Raw genomic sequence first — 20,677 nt, 5'->3', positions numbered from 1 at the left:
ATATTATACAATAATATAGATATAAATAAATATAATAATTTTTTTTTTTTTTTTTTTAATATATTATCTTTTTATTTTTCTTATTATACACTTTTAATTTGGTTTTATTATCATAAACCTAATAAAAACGACGAGAACTTGTTGACTTACAATCATTTTAATAAAGTCAACAAATTCTCGTCGTTTTTCTTTATTGTATATCTTCTGTAAGATATGGCTTACCACTTGCACTTGGTGCGTGGGATTTTTTGTTAAATATCATTAAGAAGACTAGTATTGATATATATGGAATCATTGAGATAAATTCCATAGGTATTGTTATAGCTGTTCCTGTTAGATAAGTTGCTATAGCTTGGGTTAGTCCGAAAAATAAACTTCCTACTAATACCCCTTGTGGTCTCCAGTTACCAAATATTACGCAAACAAGGGCTATGTATCCTTGTCCTGCTATAAGGGTTGGCGAGAATACACTTACTACCGCAAGTGACATGCTTGCTCCACCTAAACCTGCCATAAAACCTGAAAACATCACTGCAAGATACCTTATTCTTCCTACAGATATATCTAAGGTTTCTGCAGCCTTTGGATGCTCTCCTACTGCCACTAACCTAAGTCCCCATTTTGTCTTGTTTAAAAATATATATATTAATATTACAAAGACTAATACTATATAAACTGTAGCATATTGGGAAAAGATATTTTTTAAAGCTTGGTTTGTAATAAGTCCGTCAAATAGTCTTGGAATCTTATCTTCAAGAGCTATGGATGGGGTTTGAGTTGCTCCATCAAAAAATATCCTTGATAGAAAAAGGGCAAGACCAGGTGCTAAAGTGTTTATTGCAATACCTGATATGGTTTGGTCTCCTGCAAATGTTACTGAAACTATGGCATGAATTAGACCAAAAAACATACCTGCAAGACCTCCAGCTAAAAATCCTATCCAAGGGTTTTTGGTGTAATAGCCTACCGTTGCACCTATTAAAGCACCAATTGTCATCATTCCTTCAAGTCCAATATTTACTACACCTGATTTTTCTGAAATCATGCCACCGAGACCTGTAAATAATACTGGTGTAGCATTTGAAAGTGTATTTCCTATTATAAGTCCTAATACTGTCAAATTAAGCATTATTTATTGCCTCTCTTTCTTAATTTTGCCTTTATAATCTTAAAGATTAAAGGAATAGCTGTAAATAAGATTATAGTTCCTATAATTATTGATATAAGCTCACTTGGCACTCCCATTGCCCTTTGAAGATTGCTTCCTGCATATTTAAGTGAACCTAGGAAAAGTCCTGAGAATATACATCCTATAGGGTTATTGGATGCAAGTAAACTTACTGCAAGCCCATCAAACCCGAAATTTTCCATGGCAGATAAAAGTGGGAGCGAATAAGTATAGCCCATAACTTGAGTTACCCCTGCAAGAGAACAAAGAGCTCCTGAAATTGCCATAGATTGGATAATTTTGTTATTGGCATTTATACCTCCATAAATACTTGCTTCCCTATTTAAACCTACAGCTTTAAGCTTATAACCAAGGCTTGTTTTATTAAGAACAAACCAAACAAGTACTACACAAATAATAGCTAGAATAATACCCAAATGAATTGGAGCTTTGAAAAATTGTCCAAAAAATCCATCAAACTTCTTAGCCGCTCCATGGACAAGAGTTACCTTTGCTGAATCATTTATATCAAAAGTGGACATGGAGTTTGGCTTTTGATAGCGATAGACTATAAAATTTTGAAAATAAAAAGCAATCCAATTAAGCATTATTGTTGATATAACCTCATGAATTCCAAATTTGGCCTTAATAAATCCTGCAAGCCCACCATATATAAGCCCTGCTAAGATTGCAACTATTATAGTAAGAATTACATGAATTATAGGTGGTAGATTTAAAAGGTATCCAAATAAAAATCCTATAGTTGATCCTATTATAAATTGTCCCTCTGCTCCCATGTTAAATAAACCTGTTTGGAATGCAAAGCATACTCCTAGACCTGTAAGAATTATAGGCGTTGAATTTACAATAGCCCAGCCAATATTTCTAGGTGATTTAAAAACACCTTGGATAAGATTTATATAAGCGTCAATCGGATTATATCCTGCAAAAGCTAGTACTATAGCTCCTACCAAAAGACCTAGGATTATAGAAACTAAGGTAAAGCCTATTTTGGAATTGGCAAAGAGCTTTCTATTTTTATTGTCAATTTTCTTCTTAGTCATTGTTTCCTCCTGCCATTAGTCTTCCTATTTCAAATTCATCAGTTTCTTTTGGATCTAGACTTCCTACTATTTGACCATCATAGATAACCCCTATCCTATCAGATAGATCCATAACTTCATCTAATTGAAAACTTACAAGTAGGACTGCCTTACCTTTATTTCTTAATTCTACCAAATATTGATGGATAAATTCTATAGCACCTACATCAAGTCCCCTAGTTGGTTGGGCTGCTATGAGAAGGTCTGGATTATTTGAAATCTCCCTAGCTATAATTACCTTTTGCTGGTTTCCACCAGATAAGGCTCCTACTTTCTCATCTATATCTCTTGGTCTTACATCAAATTTTTCTATTAAACCTTTGGCATTTTCATCTATTTTTTCAAAATTTAAGATACCATTTTTAGAAAATTCTGTACTATCTACTTTTTCTAAAATTAAATTATCCTTAATAGAGTACTCTAAGATAAGACCTCTTTTTTGCCTATCTTCTGGAATTTGATTCATTCCAAGCTCAAGAATTTCTCTTGGATTTTTTCCAGCTATATTAATTCCTTTTAGGATGATTTCCCCCTTTTGAATCTCTCTCATACCAGTTAGAGCATCTATAAGCTCCGTTTGACCATTACCATCAACACCTGCTATACCTAAGATTTCTCCTTGTTTTAAAGAAAGATTGAGTCCTTTTACCTTATCAACTCCCCTATTATCCTTAACCCAAAGATCTTTTATAGTAAGAATTTCCTTGCCTAGTTTAATATATTCTTTTTTTACATTAAAGCTTACATCACGACCTACCATCTTTTCAGCTAAAATATTTTCATCTACTTCACTTACCTTTACTTTGTCTACAAATTCTCCTCTTCTTATAATTGTACATGTATCAGCCATAGCCTTAATTTCCCTAAGTTTATGGGTGATAATTATAATTGATTTTCCAAGACCTGTGAGTCTGTTAACAATTTCTATAAATTCATTTATCTCTTGAGGGGTTAAAACTGCTGTAGGTTCATCAAAGATTAGTATATCAGCCCCATGATATAAGGCCTTTAAGATTTCAACTCTTTGTTGGCTTCCTACAGATATATCAGAAATTAAAGCCTTTGGATCTATATAAAGACCATAATCTTCTGAGAGTTTTTTGATATCTTCTTCTGCTTTTCTCCTATCTATAAGGGCGTTTTTTCCCTCATAGCCTAATATTATATTTTCACATACGCTAAAGGTTTCTATTAGCATAAAATGTTGGTGAACCATTCCTATACCAAGATTTATTGCCTTTTTCGGTGAATTATTTATGATTTTTTCACCTTTAATATAAATCTCTCCATCAGTTTGAGCAAACATCCCATACAATATGTTCATTAGGGTAGTCTTGCCCGCTCCATTTTCTCCCAATAAAGCATGGACTTCGCACTTGTGAAGGTCAAAGTCTACTCCCTTTAAGACTTCTTTGTCTCCAAAGCTTTTGTGGATATTTTTCAAACTGATTAGTGGTTTTTCTTCTAAATACTTATCCATAATACCTCACTACTAATTTAGATATTCTAAATATTTATAAAAAAAGAGTAGCTTAAATACTACCCTCAATTTTTAAATGATATCGAAAAGCTCTTTTTGAAATAAGTCATATATTTATAAACTTATGAACTTAGTAAAGCTTAGTTTAACTTAACTTTATCGAATCTTTGAGAATATTAAATTCTCCTACTCTTTTTTTGATATAATTACCTATTTATCATAACCCATTGAAGTAAATTCTTCTTCATTTTGTGGAACTTTAATTTTTCCATCAACTATTTGATTTCTTAAATCTTCTACCTTATCTTTTACTTCTTTAGAAACTAGGTCATTATCCCCATAAGCAATACCTAAAGCATCGCCATCTTTAAGTGAGTAAGATACAGTTTCTCCTCCCTTAAACTTTCCTTCTTTGTAGTCGTCAATTGTTAATTGAACCGCCTTGCCTACACCCTTTATAGTTGATGCTAGTATATTATCTGGAGCTTCTTCTTTTTGGTCACGATCAACACCTATAATGTATTTATTGTTTTCTTTTGCTGCTTCAAATACACCAATACCTGTACCACCAGCTGCTTGGAAGATTACATCTGCACCATTTTGATACATTTGGTTTGCAATATTTTTACCCTTAGCTTGGTCAGAATATGAGTTTGCATATTGAACTTGAACTTCAATATCTTTTCCCTTTTCTCTTGCAGCTTGCTTAACACCTGCCATAAATCCATATTGGAATCTATCAATTACAGCTGATTCCATACCACCAACGAATCCAACATTATTAGACTCTGTCTTCATGCCAGCTATATAACCTACCAAAAATGAATTTTCATGATCTGCAAAAGTAATTCCAAGTAAGTTTTTTTGATTTTTTGAATTTTCATTATCAATTATTGCATAATTTTGTTCTGGATTTTCTTCAGCAGCTTTGCTTGTTGCATCAAAAAGAGCATACCCAACTGTGAAGATAATATCAGATTTACTATCAAGAGCTGATTCAAGGTTTGGTTGATAATCTGAATCCTTGTGAGATTCTATATAATCAAACTTAATCTTACCTTCGTCTTGGTAGGCTTTAAGTCCCTCATAAGATGATTGGTTAAATGACTTATCATTTATACCACCTTGGTCTGTTACCATAGTTGCTGATACTTCAGCTTTTGAGCTATTACTAGCATTATTAGATTCTTTATTGCTAGAATCATCTTTCTTACCACATGCAACAAGACCTAGTGAAAGTGCAAGAATTGCAGCGGCTGTTTTAAATTTACTTTTCATATCTCCCCCTTTAAATTTAATATGCTTTTCTCACCTATATTTTATATGATATTGTTTTTTCTGTCCACATAAAAATCAAACTAACAAATTAATGTATACTTATTTTGTGATATAAGTTTTTAATAAATCAAATAAGGATAGGAGGGCTTTCTCATGGACTCTTTCATAGCCATGAGAGGCAGAAATACCTGCTCCAACTAAGGCATGTCTATAATCATAAGTGCTTACAGCAGCCGATGCATCTGAACCATAAAATGGATAAACATCAATAGCAAAGTCTATATCTATATCCTTTGCAATCCTTATCAAATCATTAGTTAAATCATAATTATATGGACCAGATGAGTCCTTAGCACAAATTGAAACTAAAAAGTCTTTTGTCTTTAAATCCTTATATACAACTCCCATATCAACAGCTATCATATCTCTAACGCCCTTTGGGTGGCCTGCACTAGCCCCATGACCAACCTCTTCGAATACTGTAAACATCATATAGATATTTCTATTAAATTCTATGTTTTTTTCCTTGATTTCCTTAGCAAGAGCTAAAAGAACTCCACTTGAGGCCTTGTCATCTAGGTGACGGGATTTAATAAAACCATTTGAATATTTAAATCTTGGATCAAGAGCTATAAAGTCACCTGCAAATATTCCTAATTTTTCAACATCTTTATCATCTTTAACAAGTTCATCTAAAACAACTTCCATATCTTCAAATTCCCTTTTTGAAGTCCTTGGGAAATCTGATCCATGAACACTTGCCTCATTTAGTCTGAAAACTCCACTATACTCCTTACCTTCTCTCGTAAAAACTTTAACATTTTCAAATTCTGCATAATTTAAGGGAAAACCACCCAAAGTTGTAACCTGTAAACATCCATTTTCTTTTATACTTCTTACCATAAGACCTAAGGTATCTATGTGAGCTGATAAAATCAAACCATCATTATTACTAGATTTTTCACTTATAGGAACTATGACATTTCCCTTGTTATTTTGATAAGGTCTATAGCCTAATTTTTCAAATTCATCTATCAAATATTTTTCACATTTTTTAGTAAAACCTGTAGGTGAAGGTATTGTACATAAGTCTTTTATATAGTTAATTATTGTATCTTTTTCCATATTATCTCCTTTTTTTCTGTTATCATTATAGGCTAAAAATATGCTTATGTAAATTTATCAAAAAATTTGAACAAGCTTTTTATTTATGCTATAATATAAATGTAAACATTTTCACATCCGAATATACAAAGAGCAAGAGCAACAGAATCTATTTTTGTTGCTTTTTTATATTTGGATAATACTTTAGAAGGAGGAGTATATGAGAGATATAGTATTAGGTGAATTTTTCGGAACCATGATATTGATACTTTTAGGTTCTGGAGTTGTTGCAAATGTTTCCTTAAATAAAAGTGGACAAAAAGGTGGAGGTTCAATTCAAATAACCATAGCTTGGGGTCTTGCTGTTATGATTCCAGCATGTATATTTGGTTCACTTACAGGAGCCCACTTTAATCCAGCCTTAACCATAGCACTTGCCTTAAATGGTAGTATTGAATGGGCAAGTGTTCCTTTTTACATATTAGGACAAATTCCTGGTGCATTTTGTGGAGCAGTATTGGTCTATATTTTATATAAAGACCACTATGATGCAACAAGTGACAATCCTGAATTAGTTAGGGGAACATTTTGTACAGCTCCATCTATTCCAAACACATTTAGAAACTTACTATCTGAAATTATTGGAACCTTTGTTTTAGTTTTTGCTATAATAGGGTTTGGCAATGTTGATGGTGCAGGTATGGCAGGAGTAGATAAAATTTTTGTATATGGTCTTATAGTTTCTATAGGTATGAGTTTGGGTGGTCTTACAGGTTATGCAATAAATCCTGCAAGAGATTTAGGACCTAGAATTGCTTTTGCAGTCCTACCTTTTAAAAACAAAACCGACCCTAATTGGGGATATGCTTGGATACCTGTAGTTGGACCAATAATTGGAGCAATAATAGCAGTAATAGTATATAACTTCATATTTTAATAGTTAGAAAGAAAGATAAAATGTATGATTTGATAATAATAGGTGCTGGTGTAAGTGGAGCATCTATAGCAAGACGCCTATCAAGATACAAACTTAAAATTCTTGTACTTGAAAAAGAAATAGATGTATCTATGGGAGCAAGTAAAGCAAACTCTGCTATAGTTCATGGGGGTTATGCAGAAAGTCATGATGAACTTAGGGGCAGGATATGCTATCCTGGAAGAGTTCAGTTTAAAGAATTAAACAAAGAGCTAAACTTTGGATTTTTGGAAAATGGATCCTTAGTCTTAGCCTTTAATCAAGAAGGTGAAAAAATCTTAGAAAAACTCTATAAAATGGGTATTCGTAATGGACTAGATGATTTGGAGATAATAGGTAAAGAAAAACTTCGAGAACTTGAACCAAATGTATCAGATGAAGCCATATCTGCCCTATATTGTAAGGGCGCTGGAGTTTGTTCTCCTTATGAGTATGTTATAGCCTTAATGGAAAATGCCATAGAAAATAAAACAGAGCTTAAACTTCAAAGTGAAGTAGTTGATATCAAAAAAGAAAACAACACTTTCAAGCTTAAAACAAAAGATGGTAAGTCTTATAAGGGACATTTCGTAATAAATGCATCAGGTCTTAATGGAGCTAAAGTATCCTCTATGATAACGAAAACTGATTTTGATATCCACCCTAGAAGTGGTGAATACCTTATTATGCAAAAAGGGACTGGAGATAGGATTAAACAGGTCCTATTTCAAACTCCATCTCCAAAATCTAAGGGAATCCTAGTAACAAGAACCTATCACAATAATCTTTTACTAGGTCCTGATGCTATAGATGAGGAAGAAATTGACCTTGGAACTCATATAGAAAGACTTGTAGAAATCTATAAACTAAGTCAAAAATCTGTAAAGAAAGATGTAATTGATTTAAAAGAATTTATAAGATCCTTCACAGGACTTCGCCCTGCATCATCAACAGGGGATTTTATAATAGAAAATACTGAAACTGATGGCTTTATAAATGTAGTAGGAATCCAATCTCCAGGAATAACCTCATCTCCTGAGATTGCAAAAATAGTTGAAGAAATATTAAAAGACTTGGGACTTGAACTTGAAGATGATCCAGACTACAATCCTTATAGAAAACCAATAATAGAATACAAAGAATTAGAAGACTTTAACAAGGTAAAAGAAAAGATTGACCTTCCACTAGGAGAAGACGAAAGACTTGTATGTAGATGCGAGCAAGTAAAAGAATCTACCATAAGAGATGCAATGAATCGAGGCATACCAACCCTTAGCTTTGATGCAATAAAAAGACGTACTAGGTGTGGAATGGGATTTTGCCAAGGAAGTTTTTGTAGAAATAGAGTAATTGAAGTTATGGAAGATGAGTCAGGTGAAAAAATCAATTCAAACAAATTTGATACTGAACACTCTGGTATCACAAGAGTCAACAAAAAGGATATAAATGAATTTATAAAAAAATCCGAGAAAAAAGAAGATTAAGGATAAAGCTTTCGCAAATAATTTTGCGAGGGCTTTTTTGATATAATAAATTTGTAAGTAAATTTAATGTGATACAAGATTTGAAAGGAGATTTATGAAAATAGGAGTAATTTCTGATACACATGGGTCACTTTTTTATACTAAAAAGGCCTTAGAAAAATTAGGAAAATGCGATAAGATAATACACTTAGGCGATGTACTATATCATGGCCCAAGAAACCCTGTCCATGAAACTTATAAGCCAAAGGAATTGGCAGAGTTTTTAAAGAGATTGGATATAATTTATATTAGGGGAAATTGTGATAGTGATGTAGACTGTATGGTTACAGAAGCTGATATATACACAAAAGAAAGATTTCTAGACTTTGGTGAAGTAAAAATTTACGCAGTTCACGGCTATGAAGAAAGCCTTGATGAAAGAGTGAAAAGAGCCAAAGAGTTTGGAGCTGATACCCTACTTTTTGGGCATAGTCACATAAAAGTAATGGATAATATTGATGGAATCAATGTAATAAATCCAGGATCCACCACCCTTCCAAAAGACGGAACAAACTCTTGTGCAGTATACCAAGATGGGAAGTGGGAGTTTATAGAGCTATAATTAAGGATAAAAAAATAAAGTTAAATTACTTATAATAATGTATTATTTACTTAGTAGTTTAGCTTTTTCCCTTTTTATTGCTACAATTTCAAAAATAGCTATTAAAATCATCCACCAATATCTAAATATTCTAAATTCAAAAAAACAAAATCTAATGCAGAACATATAATATAAGAAATGACAATCATTACTAGTGATATTTGTAAAAATTTCAAATTTAAATTTTTCATATTATTTCTACTTTTTAGTTCAATACTTTGTTTACTATATAATATCATATAAAGTTTATAGTCACAATTTTTATACTTTATCTGGACTACAGTACTTTTGCTATCACCAATTTTTTAAATTCTTAAAAAAGATATCCACAACTATATCAACGTTTCTATCGTATACAAATTTTTGATTACATCGATGAAAAGTAAAAACTTTTATGTAATAACTATTAGATATAGGTTTTAAGATTGTCATAGCAACATTATTCATTTCACTGAGACTTCTCCTTACAGTCGAAGTAATAAATGTTTTATTCACTTAATGTCAAAGTATAGTCAATCCCTAAAATTAACTTAAATTCAAAATTTACATCGAATGAAGTGAAATAAAACCTCTATCAAAATTGGGGATTGAATTGATGAAGGCCTTATGTATAGAGTCTCCTACGTTAGATAGAATATTTAATTATAGTAAGAATCTTAAACTTACTTGATACTAAGTCAAATTACCAAAATTAAGTAAGTGGTATCTTAGTAAGATAAAAGAAAAAGAACTGCAAGTTTTAACTTACAGTTCTTTTTCTTTTATGATAGGTAATCTATCATGGTTTTTTTTATATTATCCAATTTTTCAAAGTCTTTAGCAAAGTCATCAACTGCCTTGTCAACATTTCTATCGTCTACAAATTTTCTTATTACATCTGCTGAGCAAGTTAGGGCTCCTATGCCGTATTCTATAAGGGATAGGGCTTGGTTTGAGTTTTTAAAGCTTGCTGCTAAAATCTCTGTATCAAATCCATTTGTATCTATTATATTTTGGATTTTTTTTACTGTGTAAAGTCCATCATAGCCAAGATTATCTATCCTATTTACATAAGGGGCTACGTATTTTGCTCCAGCTTTCATTGCAAGGAAGGCTTGCATTGGTGAATAGATTGCTGTTGCTGTCACATTTATCCCCTCTTTTACAAGATTTCTCATAGCCTTAAAACCTTCCTTGTTTGAAGGAATCTTAATGAAGGTATTCTCTCCAAATTCTTTCACAATAATTCTAGCTTCTTTTTCAATATCACTTGCCTTATTTGATAAGACTTGTATATGAAGCTCATCATCTTTTATAAATTCTCTTATCTCTTTTAAGACGTTTTTGGGATTTTTGCCTTGCTTTGCAAGGATAGAGGGGTTTGTTGTAACCCCATCTACTTCGAAGTATTCATAGATTTCTTTTATATTTTCGATATTTCCATCATCAATTATTAGTTTCATAACTTATTTCCTCTCCTTATTTTCAAGAATTTCTTTTATTTTTGCAGGATTACCTATCTTTACAAAATCATCTACCTTTTCTTCTGTATCAAATTCAGTAGAAATCTTTGCCAATATATCAAGGTGCTCATCGCCTTTTCCAGCTATTCCTACTACAAGTTTGACATTTGAACCATTCCATTCTATACCATTTTTATTTATAATTAGAACAAGACCAGTCTTAAGTATCTCACTCTTATAATCAAATGAACCATGTGGTATGGCAAGTCCATTTCCCATATTAGTATTAAATTCTTCTTCTTTGGCATAAAGACCATCTAGATATCTTGGCGTAGTATAGCCTCCTTCTACAAATTTTTTATTTATTAAATTAAGACAAGTATCTCTATCCTTTATAGATTCATCTATTATTATATTTTCTAAATCCAGAATATCTGAATTGTTATTTGTCTTTACTTCAACTACTTCTTCTTTTTCATCTATTATATAAGATTTGTTTTCCTCATGATTTTTCCTTATAAGATTTTCAATATCATTGAATTCTTTAGGATTTATATATGATGATATAGAAATATGAGCTTTGTTAGGCTTTGCCTTTTTAGCAATTTCTGTAAGTTCAACATGAGTTACTATAAGATCTACATCAGATGGAATATTCGCTATAGCAGAATGGATTACCTCTACATTTAATCCTGCATTTTTTAATTTCTTTCTTAAAGATGAAGCAGACATAGCAGATGAGCCCATACCTGCATCACATGCTACTACAATCTTTCTAATAGGTCCATTTATCTTTTTTCCAAAAGTTCTTGGAAAATCTTCAAAAATAATCTCTTCATCTGGCTCTTCATAATTTTTATATGCTTTCTTAACAAAAAATGCTGCTACCAAAAAAGTCACAAGGCATGATATTCCAACTGTTAGAATTGCCCCAAGATAATGTCCCTTTGGCGTTAAGGCTAAAACTGATATTATAGATCCAGGAGATGGTGTATAAGTTGTTCCATAATTTGTAATTTGCATGATTATAATAGCTGCTATTCCTCCAGCTATATCAGCTAAAATTAGGAATGGATTGGCTAGTACAAATGGATAAAATATCTCATGGATTCCACCAAAGAAATGAATAAGTATTGCTGATGGAACTGCATCTTTCATCTCGCCTTTTGCATATATATAATATGCTAAAAGTATTCCAAGACCAATTCCTGGGTTTGGTATTATCATAAATAAAGATGAAAAACCTTGACTTTGTGCTTGTTCAAGTCCAAGAGGTGCCATTATACCGTGATCTATTACGTTATTTAAAAACAATACTCTTGCAGGTTCTATAAAGATTGCTGATAAAGGTAAGATTCCTCTATCTATAATCCAAGAAACTCCTCCTGCCAAGATATTGGTAATCGATTGCATTAAAGGACCAACAAAAATATATGAAAGTATACAAATAATCCCCCCAACAATTCCCAAAGAGAAGTTATTTACAATCATTTCAAATCCTTCAGGTATCTTATCTTTTACCAAGTCATCGAATTTTTTGATTATAAAACCACCTAAAGGTCCCATTATCATAGCACCTAAAAACATTGCTACATCTCCACCACCTACAATAAGACCGAGGGTAACAGTTGCACCTGCTACTGCCCCTCTTTTACCATAAATCATCTCTCCACCAGTATAGCCAATCATCATTGGTAGAATATATTGTAGAAGTGGGGAAATAAGTTTAGCTATTTTTTCATTTGGGTACCAACCTGTTTCCAAAAATATGGCAGTTATAAGACCAAAGGCTATAAAAGCTCCTATATTTGGTATTACCATTCCTGACAAAAAACCTCCAAATTTTTGGAACTTTTCTTGAAAGCTAGTAGTTAATTTATTTTTATTTTTCCCAACACTTTCAGTCATTTTGCACTTCCTCAATTTTCAAAATCGTCTAAATTAAATTTTTCCCAAGGTATATTGACCTTCTTTTCATTTGCAATTAAATCATATACATGCATAAGAAGTGGGAAGTGCTCTGGATTTATCTTTCCATCTTCTCCTAATTTATTAATACTTTCTCCCATTCTCTTTGCTATAACTACTGATTCAAGAGTTACTCCTTTGAGAGTTTCCATTGCTTTATCAAAGCTTATACCCCTACCTAGAAGAGTCCCTATTTTTCTTGTTCTTCCACCATATATTGTTACATACAAGTCACCTATTCCAAGTTCTAATTGGTTTCTATCCCCATTATAAACTTCTAAAAGCTCCCCTATTTCACGACTTGCTTGGGTAAAAAGTGCTGCTTGTGGATTATAGTGGTTTACTCCTTCCTTACCTTCTTCAACTTCTGCTATACCTACTGAAAGGGATACAGCAAGAGCATAGGCATTTTTAAGTGCTACTGAAAGCTCGACTGCCCTTATATCTGTTGATAAAGAAATATGGTAGTAATCTGTGCCAAAGATTTCTCTAAACATCTTTAATTCTTCAATCCTATTTCCACAATATCCTACTAGAGATTGGTGCTTATCAGCAAGCTCATATGAAGTACAAGGTCCGCCAACAGCATTTATCTCTCTTTTGATTCCTTTCTCTTCTAATTTTTGCATCCAATATTCTGGATAAGTTATTATGCTTCCATCAGAGTTATTAATCATTCCCTTTGTTACTGATAAAACTGGAACTTCTGGATTTATTTTCGGATAAACCTCTTCTAAAAACCAATCTACACCAAAAGATGAAACCCCACATATTACTGCATCTGCCCCATCAAGGGCTTTTTCTAATTCCTCTATATAGTAAAATTCTGTATCATGGGAAAGTTGTCTTTTTAAGCTTATATGGTATTGGCTTTTTTTACCTTCTTTTACTATGTCCTTGTCAATATGTGTCCCTACAAGTCTTATTTTGTGTCCATTGTCATGGGCTGGTATAGATAAGGCTGAAGCCATCATTCCACATCCTACAAATGTTAAAGTTTTCATAATTACTCCTTAATTAAAGATAAAAAGCAAAACCTTAGTAAATCATCCGCTTTTTATCTTTTTATATTCTATTGTCTCAAGTGTGTCATATTATTTAAATTTTAATAATACAAGTTGTTATCCTCTAGTCTTACCACCAGCAACATTTATAGTTACACCATGGATATATGATGCTCTATCACTTGCTAAAAATGATACTAGGTTTGCTACTTCTGAAAGTTTTCCACTTCTTCCTAATGGGGTTGTTTTTGTTGAAGAGTATCCTTTTCTTAGATCTTCAACTGTAATACCTCTTGTATAAGCTAGAGCAGTTTCATAAGAAATGGTTCTAAGTCCAGTAGCTTCAAGTATTCCAGGTGCTACACCTACAACCCTAATTCCATATTTTCCAAGTTCTTTTGACCAAGATCTTGTAAATGAATTTACAGCATTTTTGCTTGCAGCATAAATTGATTGCCCTTCGCTTCCTTCCAGACCTGATTCAGATGACATATTTATAATTACACCCGAATTTTCTTTAACAAAAACTCTTGCCGCTTCTTGAGCACAGTAGAATAAACCTTTAAGATTGATATTTACAACCTTATCAAATACCTTATCATCTAATTCGTATTCGCTATCTTCCTTCTTAGGATCTACAAGAAGTCTTGGAATATTAATTCCAGCATTATTTACTATAACATCAAGTGTTCCAAATTCATCAACTGCAGCTTTAACCGAAGATTTCACATCTTCTCTTTTTGTAACATCACAGATTTGATAAAGGAGATTATTTTCACTTTCTCCCTTAAATTCTGGTTTTTCACTATTAATATCACACGCTACAACCTTAGCACCTGCTTCTATTAATCCTTCTGTTACAGCCTTTCCAATTCCTGAAGCTGCTCCTGTTACTATTACTATTTTATTTTCTAAACCTAACCAAGACATATTATTCCTCCACTATTTTAATCTCTGATCCTATTTCAACCTTTATAATATCTAAACTCTCACAAACTATGGCCCCTGGAAGTAAGTCTTCAACATTTGCTGAAAGATTAACTGTTAAATGTCCTAAATTCTCAAGATTTCTTTGAGCTTCTTCTCCTACAGCAAGAATCTTTGCTTTTAATCCATCGACTTCAAAATAATCGCCTACCTTAATTTCTCCATCTACTTTTTTTATATCTATAAGATGGCAATAATCTTTTAAAGTATCAGGTGCATTATCGCCAAAGAAAATGAGCATTTCACTGCCAAATTCTTCAACCAAGTCTCCTTGAGCCTTTACTTTGTTTTCATAAATTGTTTTCATCAATAATCCCTATCTTTTTTCTAATAAAGTCCAAATGATGCTAAGTATCCTACTATTACCCTTGGTACACCTATTAGAAATCTTGAATACATTACAGATACTACACCAACTTCTACTGTTTCTTTTTCTGCTTCTGCAAGGCCTAAACCTACTGGAATAAAGTCACAAGCGTTTTGTGTATTTATAGCAAATAGTGCTGGAAGTGCAAGATTAGGTGCAATGTTTCCTCTTGCAATTTCACTACCTATTAAGGTTCCTATAACTTGGCTTATAACAGCTCCAGGTCCTAGTAGTGCTGAAAGCACTGGAAGTGAGCAAACAAGCCCCAAGATTACAAGACCTACTATATTGTTTGCAAGTGGAATAAGAAGTTTTGCAAACCAGTTACCAAATCCTGAACCTTGGATTATACCTATCAACATAGATACAAAGGCCATGAATGGAAGGATCGTACTTATTACAGTTTGAACAGAATCTCTACCTGCTTGGAAGAATATATCTATAACTCTACCTGTTCCCATACCTACTTTTTGTATAAAGGAATTTCCAGATTGTTCTGCTAGAGTTTCTGAAACCTTTTTATCTGATGAATAAGTAACTTTAGACTTATCTTCTTTAGCTTCTTCTTTTGGACTAGCTTTTTTAGCTTCACTTTCTCCAAGAGCTTTTATTTGATTAAGTCCAACATCAGACACATATATATCCTCTGTTATATATTTTGCTAAGGGACCAGATTTTCCAGTTGCCATTATATTTATAGTTGGAATTCCTTTTTTAGGATATATTCCACACCTTAGTGTTCCACCACAGTCTATTATTACAGCAAATATATTTTCTTCTGGAACTGAAGTTTTAAAGCCATTTACAGCCTCACACCCTGTAAGTTCAACAATTTTATCAACTATTTCAGGTTTTGCTCCTCCACCTGTTATATATAAAAGTGTATTTTTTTCACCTTCTGGTCCAATTTCTAATGGACCACCAAAGCCTGCATGACCTTTTTCAATCCTTATCTTATTCATTGTGTACCTCCACATCTATTGCTCTTTTTAATTTAATATTTTGTTGTTTTTCAACAAATTTTGTTGTAAAGTCTGTAATCCATCCTGATAAAAAATTCATAACTAAACCTACAAGCATATATCTTATAGCTAAAGGAACTGTAGATAATCCTAGTTTTTCAACACCTTGAGCTATACCTAACCATACGAATAATTCACCTGGATTTATGTGAGGAAATATTCCGTTGTTTGTATGGCAGTGGTAAGCTGCTGATGCATAATATGAAGGTTTTTGTGCCTCAGGCAAGAACTTACCCATTGATAAAGCCATTGGGTTACCTAGCATAAAGGCTGATACGAAAGGTAAAACACCATAAGCTAAGATTTTGTTTTTCGAGCATAATTTACCAAATTTGTTAACCCTTTCAGCTCCAATAAGTGCAATTAACGCATTCATGAATACTAAAAGTAAAAGTACCTTAGGTACTATAGAAGTCATCCAACCTACTAAAGTTTCTGCACCCATTTCAAATAAACCAATAAATGATTGGGCAAGATTTACTAAAAAATCCATAAATTCTCTCCTTTTTATTTTCTATTTCTAAAAAAGCCAAAAGCTTTTTGTAGAGGCGATTTTTCCATTTTTATTTCTTCACCATTTTCTGCCTTTATAAAATTGTTCCTGGCATTTAAAATGGCAAGTCTTATATTTTTTTCAATTTTTAATTCATTTAAAATTTCTTCATCCAAGTCCTTGATATTTGCATTCCTAAATAGATCTTTTTCCTTAAACCTAGCAAATACCGATACCCCATGGATATAAGCATATTTTTTAATATTTCCTAACTCATCTACAGAAAACATAACTATGGCACCAGCCCTTATAGCTCCCTTTTTTATGCCTATAGCTACCTTTCCATCTTTTATATACTTATTAAAATAATCCCTAAAGGAGTTCATTTGTAAAAAAGTAAAAAAGTATTGTAAAAGATACATAGAAAGTATAAAGATACCTAAGTATACAAAATTAGACATTTTTTCTCCTCACCTAAACAATTCTGTTTCCTTGATAAAAAACTCCATCAATTTTGGATAAGATTTTATCTTAGAAATTTTCTCAACAAGCTTATCATCATTAGCAATCGTAACAATCTCATCATAAAGTTTTACCAAGACTTCATCTAAATTTTCTGGAACTCCTACTAAAAATATCAAATTAGGATAGTCCTTTTCATTAATTCCCAAGGCTACACTCAACTTATTTGACTTAGTATGAGGAAAGGCTACTCCCCTAGAAAATATAGTTGAAGAGATCTTTTCTCTTTTTATAATTCTTTCCTTAAAATCTTCATCTACTAGATTTTTATCAATTAAGGAATCAAGCATATAGTAAAGATTTTTCTTAAAATCCTTACCTTTAATTAAAAATAACTTTTCTTCATCCAAGTTGTTTAAAAAAACTGACTTTAAAAACCTATTGTTTAAAATCATATTTTTCTTTTCTCTTAAGTCCTCTATTCTTTCTCTAATCTTTGAAATCTTATAGATGTCCTTTCCAGATATTTGACTAATCTCAGTATCTACATCCCTATCCGTAATAAGAAGATCATAGCCTGATAAGTCAATAGAAATATCATCGATTATAGAAATAGATAAGTCATCATTTATATCTCCTGCCTTCAATTTTCTTTTTAAAGACAGGTCATTTATCTCATCTGTCGTAAAAATCGCTATCTTAAAAGCATTTTTATTTACAAGGTCGAGTTTTTCTACTATATATATTTGAAAGTAGGAGGCAAGGTAGGATTTTTCCGACTCATTTACAGTCTTTTCAAGTTTATTTTCTATAACTTTAGCTGCAATTTCTGCCATCTTGTATGCCACCCTATATTCTTTTTTAATTTCTTCATTTAGGCTATTATCAATCTTATAGTCAAGCTTTATTCTATTAAGAAGAAAATAAATGTGGTAGTTAAAATCCTTAGTAACTTTTCCAAGATCAACATCAAGATCCATCTGCCTTTTAATAGATGTAAAAATTTCACTTATAAGATTTTGTATATCCTGACCTATTTCAATATCTGAAATACTTGTAATAATAAGAGGAGTTCTCATTCCCCTCAAAGGAACTGTTATAAATTTAAGTTCATCATCACTTAGCTTAAGACCTATAACTTTTTCAACTCTGTTTTTTATATCTTCCCCTATATCTTTAATAAGGCCCTTAAGATTGTATGAATAGTCCTTATCAAGCCTATTAATATAAAAATTATTTCTAATCCTTACTATGGATACATTGAGAAATATCTTCATCCTGTCAAGGGTTTCCTCATCTACTAAATAAGGGGACAAGGCTTTTCTAATAATTTCTGAAACAAGTCTAGTGTCTTTATTTTGCCTAAAAATTTCATTGTAACAATTTTCTATAACAAAGTTTCTAATATCTATTTCTTCACCAAGAATTCCAATGCCTACATTAGGTCTTCCGGCTATCCTTATATTGTAAGAATCCATAAGTTTATTTACTTTCTCAATATCCTTATTTAAGGTAGTTTTTGAGATTATCATCTCAAATGAAAGATCCCCCATAGTCACAGTCTTATTTTCAAATAAGTTTTTTATAATATAAATAAGTCTATATTTCTCATTATTGAAGCTTTCCTCTTCTTTTCTAATTTTATTTAAAGATTTTTTGTATCTTTTATAATCATATACATATAGGGAAATTTCCTTATGTTTGATGTTGATGAAAGCACAATGCTCTAATTTTTTATTTATTTGTTTTATGTCGTTTGATAATGTTTTCTTGCTAATTTTTAACTGATCTAATAATATATCTTCATTAATAGGCTTTCTTTCAAGAAGCTCTATTAGATAAAGACTCCTATTTTCTAACTTTTTCCAAATCATATCCTCCCTCTTTCTATATGGTATTACAGATTGAAATTTAATTAATACATACTTTTTCTCGCAAGGAGAAATTCACCTTATCATTTGTTCATAGCAAAATTTTAATTAATATTTTGATTATAATATTTGTTTAAAGGAACTCGGAATAATAATTTACTAAAGTTTTTATTAATTTTTTACACAAAAAAAGACCTCAAACATAAAGTTTGAAGTCTTGATATTTTTATTTTATTTTCTATTTGCTGTTGCTATAAGGTCTATGCCTGTATTTGCTATATTATTTACTACTACATCTCCAATATGAACAGGTGCCTTGATACTTGCCTTGTTTATCTCATACATTGCCTCTTTCATCTTATCTTTTGCTATAGCATCACTTGTTTTTACTGGAACAGAATATAGTTTTCCTCCAATGACTTTAACAGTTGAAGTTACCATTCTTACAGGATTCTTAACTTCATTTCTTGCATATATTTCTCCTCTTTTGCAAGTATTTCCTGTGATATCTTGTATTTCTCCCTTATCATCCATAGTTACTATCACATTACATCCTAGAGGACAATTTATACAGGTTAATTCTTTTTTCATATTTCCTCCAATTTTATTTCTATATTACTAGCATCTTCTCCAAGATCTTTCTTTTTAAGTATGAGATTTTCCATCTCACCGGGAGCGTAAACTAGTTTTCTTTTTTTGGCTACTTCCTTACCATCTACAAACATTTTTAGGATTCTTTTTTGATAAACATTGTTTACCCTAAATCTTATTATGGCTTCATCTGCCATTGTATCCTTGTTTATATATTGAGGAAGGGTGTATGATATTCCATCTCCAGCCTTAAGGTAAATTGGCTTTTCTTTTGATTTTTTGAATTCATTTTTTATATAGGCTGCTGCTGATTTTCCTGCAAGTTCACTCTCTTCTGTAACATAATCTACCAAATCATGTACATGAAGGACATTTCCTGCTGCAAAGACTCCATCAACACTTGTCATTAGCCTATCTGATACAACTGCCCCTTTAGTCTTTGGGTCTATTTCTATATTTGCTTCTTTTGTAAGTTCATTTTCTGGAAGAAGTCCTACTGAAAGAAGTATTGTATCACAATCAAAGTGTTTTTCAGTTCCTGGTATTACTTTCATATTTTTATCAACCTTTGAAAGTGTACAACCTGTAACCCTATCAACTCCCTCTATAGAGGATATAGTTGTATTAAAGTAAAGAGGAATATTAAAGTCATCTAAGCATTGAACTATATTTCTTTTTAATCCTCCAGAATATGGCATAATTTCTGCAACACATTTAACTTCTGCTCCTTCAAGCGTCATCCTTCTTGCCATGATTAATCCTATATCACCAGAACCTAAAATCACCACTTTTTTCCCTGGCATATATCCTTCTAGGTTTATCATTCTTTGAGCTGTACCAGCAGAGTATACCCCTGCCGGACGGCTTCCCGGTATATTTAATGCTCCCCTTGGCCTTTCTCTACAACCCATTGCAAGAATAACTGCCTTTGGTTTTAGTGTAAACATACCATTTTCTTCATTCATAAGACTTATAGTCTTATCTTCCCTAAAATCAACTACTATGGTATTTAAAAGTAAGTCTATATCTCTTTTTTTAACTTCATCTATAAATCTTTGGGCATATTCAGGACCTGTAAGTTCTTCTTTAAACCTATGTAGACCGAATCCATTATGTATGCATTGGTTTAATATTCCCCCAAGCATTTCATCTCTTTCTACTACTAGTATGTTTTTTATTCCTTCATCATAGGCTTTAACTGCAGCACCAAGTCCTGCAGGACCTCCACCTATTATTACTAATTCATAATCTTTCATTA

At 31.9% G+C, this 20,677-nt stretch carries 19 protein-coding genes; 3 read left to right on the top strand and 16 right to left on the bottom strand.

Features of this window, described 5'->3' with window-relative positions:
- Positions 1 to 190: 190 nt before the first annotated feature.
- The 5 genes from SOR60_RS06685 to SOR60_RS06665 all read right to left on the bottom strand — a co-directional run bounded on the left by SOR60_RS06685 (position 191) and on the right by SOR60_RS06665 (position 6,154).
- Positions 191 to 1,129, bottom strand: coding sequence for an ABC transporter permease (locus SOR60_RS06685; protein ID WP_320595522.1), 939 nt, complete (start codon positions 1,127 to 1,129; stop codon positions 191 to 193).
- Positions 1,129 to 2,232 carry an ABC transporter permease gene (locus SOR60_RS06680; RefSeq protein ID WP_320595521.1) on the bottom strand — a complete coding sequence of 368 codons (1,104 nt, stop codon included), beginning with the start codon at positions 2,230 to 2,232 and terminating at the stop codon, positions 1,129 to 1,131. Before SOR60_RS06680 ends, SOR60_RS06685 begins: the two co-directional genes overlap by 1 nt.
- A complete protein-coding gene (locus SOR60_RS06675; RefSeq protein WP_320595520.1) occupies positions 2,225 to 3,751 on the bottom strand; it encodes an ABC transporter ATP-binding protein in 1,527 nt (508 codons plus the stop codon). The genes SOR60_RS06680 and SOR60_RS06675 overlap by 8 nt, the downstream gene beginning before the upstream one ends.
- A 210-nt stretch (positions 3,752 to 3,961) precedes the next feature.
- Positions 3,962 to 5,029: a BMP family lipoprotein gene (locus SOR60_RS06670; RefSeq protein WP_176270017.1), complete on the bottom strand. Its 1,068-nt coding sequence runs from the start codon at positions 5,027 to 5,029 to the stop codon at positions 3,962 to 3,964.
- Between the two features lie 99 nt (positions 5,030 to 5,128).
- Positions 5,129 to 6,154 (bottom strand): M42 family metallopeptidase, encoded by a 1,026-nt coding sequence (locus SOR60_RS06665; protein ID WP_154540955.1) that lies wholly within the window; start codon positions 6,152 to 6,154, stop codon positions 5,129 to 5,131.
- A 199-nt stretch (positions 6,155 to 6,353) separates the two neighbouring features.
- Here SOR60_RS06665 and SOR60_RS06660 point away from each other — a divergent pair, with 199 nt between their 5' ends.
- The 3 genes from SOR60_RS06660 (at position 6,354) to yfcE (ending at position 9,173) form a co-directional block, all read left to right on the top strand.
- A complete protein-coding gene (locus SOR60_RS06660; RefSeq protein WP_154540953.1) occupies positions 6,354 to 7,070 on the top strand; it encodes an MIP/aquaporin family protein in 717 nt (238 codons plus the stop codon).
- 20 nt (positions 7,071 to 7,090) lie between these two features.
- On the top strand, positions 7,091 to 8,572 hold the full coding sequence (locus SOR60_RS06655; protein ID WP_154540951.1) for an NAD(P)/FAD-dependent oxidoreductase: 1,482 nt from the start codon (positions 7,091 to 7,093) through the stop codon (positions 8,570 to 8,572).
- Between the two features lie 94 nt (positions 8,573 to 8,666).
- A complete protein-coding gene (gene yfcE / locus SOR60_RS06650; protein WP_154540949.1) occupies positions 8,667 to 9,173 on the top strand; it encodes a phosphodiesterase in 507 nt (168 codons plus the stop codon).
- A gap of 800 nt (positions 9,174 to 9,973) precedes the next feature.
- On the opposite strand, the gene SOR60_RS06645 is transcribed toward yfcE, so the two are convergent.
- From SOR60_RS06645 to SOR60_RS06595, 11 genes are all read right to left on the bottom strand, one after another.
- Positions 9,974 to 10,654 (bottom strand): transaldolase family protein, encoded by a 681-nt coding sequence (locus tag SOR60_RS06645; RefSeq protein WP_154540947.1) that lies wholly within the window; start codon positions 10,652 to 10,654, stop codon positions 9,974 to 9,976.
- A gap of 3 nt (positions 10,655 to 10,657) precedes the next feature.
- Positions 10,658 to 12,562, bottom strand: coding sequence for a PTS mannitol transporter subunit IICBA (locus tag SOR60_RS06640; protein ID WP_320595519.1), 1,905 nt, complete (start codon positions 12,560 to 12,562; stop codon positions 10,658 to 10,660).
- Between the two features lie 11 nt (positions 12,563 to 12,573).
- Positions 12,574 to 13,626 (bottom strand): glycerol-3-phosphate dehydrogenase, encoded by a 1,053-nt coding sequence (locus tag SOR60_RS06635; protein ID WP_154540943.1) that lies wholly within the window; start codon positions 13,624 to 13,626, stop codon positions 12,574 to 12,576.
- A 117-nt stretch (positions 13,627 to 13,743) separates the two neighbouring features.
- Positions 13,744 to 14,556, bottom strand: coding sequence for an SDR family oxidoreductase (locus SOR60_RS06630; RefSeq protein ID WP_154540941.1), 813 nt, complete (start codon positions 14,554 to 14,556; stop codon positions 13,744 to 13,746).
- Position 14,557: 1 nt separating this feature from the next.
- Positions 14,558 to 14,920, bottom strand: coding sequence for a PTS glucitol/sorbitol transporter subunit IIA (locus SOR60_RS06625; RefSeq protein WP_176270021.1), 363 nt, complete (start codon positions 14,918 to 14,920; stop codon positions 14,558 to 14,560).
- Between the two features lie 20 nt (positions 14,921 to 14,940).
- Complete coding sequence (gene srlE, locus SOR60_RS06620) at positions 14,941 to 15,942, bottom strand: PTS glucitol/sorbitol transporter subunit IIB (protein WP_154540937.1); 1,002 nt, start codon at positions 15,940 to 15,942, stop codon at positions 14,941 to 14,943.
- A complete protein-coding gene (gene srlA / locus SOR60_RS06615) occupies positions 15,935 to 16,495 on the bottom strand; it encodes a PTS glucitol/sorbitol transporter subunit IIC (protein WP_154540935.1) in 561 nt (186 codons plus the stop codon). The genes srlE and srlA overlap by 8 nt, the downstream gene beginning before the upstream one ends.
- Positions 16,496 to 16,509: 14 nt before the next feature.
- Positions 16,510 to 16,956 (bottom strand): transcriptional regulator GutM, encoded by a 447-nt coding sequence (locus SOR60_RS06610; protein WP_154540933.1) that lies wholly within the window; start codon positions 16,954 to 16,956, stop codon positions 16,510 to 16,512.
- 9 nt (positions 16,957 to 16,965) lie between these two features.
- Positions 16,966 to 18,831, bottom strand: coding sequence for a BglG family transcription antiterminator (locus tag SOR60_RS06605; protein ID WP_154540931.1), 1,866 nt, complete (start codon positions 18,829 to 18,831; stop codon positions 16,966 to 16,968).
- 228 nt (positions 18,832 to 19,059) lie between these two features.
- Positions 19,060 to 19,419: a DUF1667 domain-containing protein gene (locus SOR60_RS06600; protein WP_154540929.1), complete on the bottom strand. Its 360-nt coding sequence runs from the start codon at positions 19,417 to 19,419 to the stop codon at positions 19,060 to 19,062.
- The gene (locus SOR60_RS06595) at positions 19,416 to 20,675 is read right to left on the bottom strand and encodes an NAD(P)/FAD-dependent oxidoreductase (protein WP_154540927.1); all 1,260 of its coding nucleotides are present in this window, start codon (positions 20,673 to 20,675) and stop codon (positions 19,416 to 19,418) included. Before SOR60_RS06595 ends, SOR60_RS06600 begins: the two co-directional genes overlap by 4 nt.
- Between the last annotated feature and the right edge of the window lie 2 nt (positions 20,676 to 20,677).

This window comes from Anaerococcus porci (genome assembly GCF_034090325.1).
GTDB lineage: Bacteria > Bacillota > Clostridia > Tissierellales > Peptoniphilaceae > Anaerococcus > Anaerococcus porci.
Note: the sequence above shows the minus strand (reverse complement) of the source record. Positions and strands in the feature narration are given on the sequence as shown.

Coding starts and splice junctions, on each gene's coding strand:
- SOR60_RS06680 (WP_320595521.1), bottom strand. CDS start 2,232: ATGACTAAGAAGAAAATTGACAATAAAAATAGAAAGCTCTTTGCCAAT.
- SOR60_RS06645 (WP_154540947.1), bottom strand. CDS start 10,654: ATGAAACTAATAATTGATGATGGAAATATCGAAAATATAAAAGAAATC.
- yfcE (WP_154540949.1), top strand. CDS start 8,667: ATGAAAATAGGAGTAATTTCTGATACACATGGGTCACTTTTTTATACT.
- SOR60_RS06605 (WP_154540931.1), bottom strand. CDS start 18,831: ATGATTTGGAAAAAGTTAGAAAATAGGAGTCTTTATCTAATAGAGCTT.
- SOR60_RS06685 (WP_320595522.1), bottom strand. CDS start 1,129: ATGCTTAATTTGACAGTATTAGGACTTATAATAGGAAATACACTTTCA.
- SOR60_RS06670 (WP_176270017.1), bottom strand. CDS start 5,029: ATGAAAAGTAAATTTAAAACAGCCGCTGCAATTCTTGCACTTTCACTA.
- SOR60_RS06655 (WP_154540951.1), top strand. CDS start 7,091: ATGTATGATTTGATAATAATAGGTGCTGGTGTAAGTGGAGCATCTATA.
- SOR60_RS06640 (WP_320595519.1), bottom strand. CDS start 12,562: ATGACTGAAAGTGTTGGGAAAAATAAAAATAAATTAACTACTAGCTTT.
- SOR60_RS06610 (WP_154540933.1), bottom strand. CDS start 16,956: ATGTCTAATTTTGTATACTTAGGTATCTTTATACTTTCTATGTATCTT.
- SOR60_RS06600 (WP_154540929.1), bottom strand. CDS start 19,419: ATGAAAAAAGAATTAACCTGTATAAATTGTCCTCTAGGATGTAATGTG.
- srlA (WP_154540935.1), bottom strand. CDS start 16,495: ATGGATTTTTTAGTAAATCTTGCCCAATCATTTATTGGTTTATTTGAA.
- SOR60_RS06675 (WP_320595520.1), bottom strand. CDS start 3,751: ATGGATAAGTATTTAGAAGAAAAACCACTAATCAGTTTGAAAAATATC.
- SOR60_RS06660 (WP_154540953.1), top strand. CDS start 6,354: ATGAGAGATATAGTATTAGGTGAATTTTTCGGAACCATGATATTGATA.
- SOR60_RS06625 (WP_176270021.1), bottom strand. CDS start 14,920: ATGAAAACAATTTATGAAAACAAAGTAAAGGCTCAAGGAGACTTGGTT.
- SOR60_RS06635 (WP_154540943.1), bottom strand. CDS start 13,626: ATGAAAACTTTAACATTTGTAGGATGTGGAATGATGGCTTCAGCCTTA.
- SOR60_RS06665 (WP_154540955.1), bottom strand. CDS start 6,154: ATGGAAAAAGATACAATAATTAACTATATAAAAGACTTATGTACAATA.
- srlE (WP_154540937.1), bottom strand. CDS start 15,942: ATGAATAAGATAAGGATTGAAAAAGGTCATGCAGGCTTTGGTGGTCCA.
- SOR60_RS06630 (WP_154540941.1), bottom strand. CDS start 14,556: ATGTCTTGGTTAGGTTTAGAAAATAAAATAGTAATAGTAACAGGAGCA.
- SOR60_RS06595 (WP_154540927.1), bottom strand. CDS start 20,675: ATGAAAGATTATGAATTAGTAATAATAGGTGGAGGTCCTGCAGGACTT.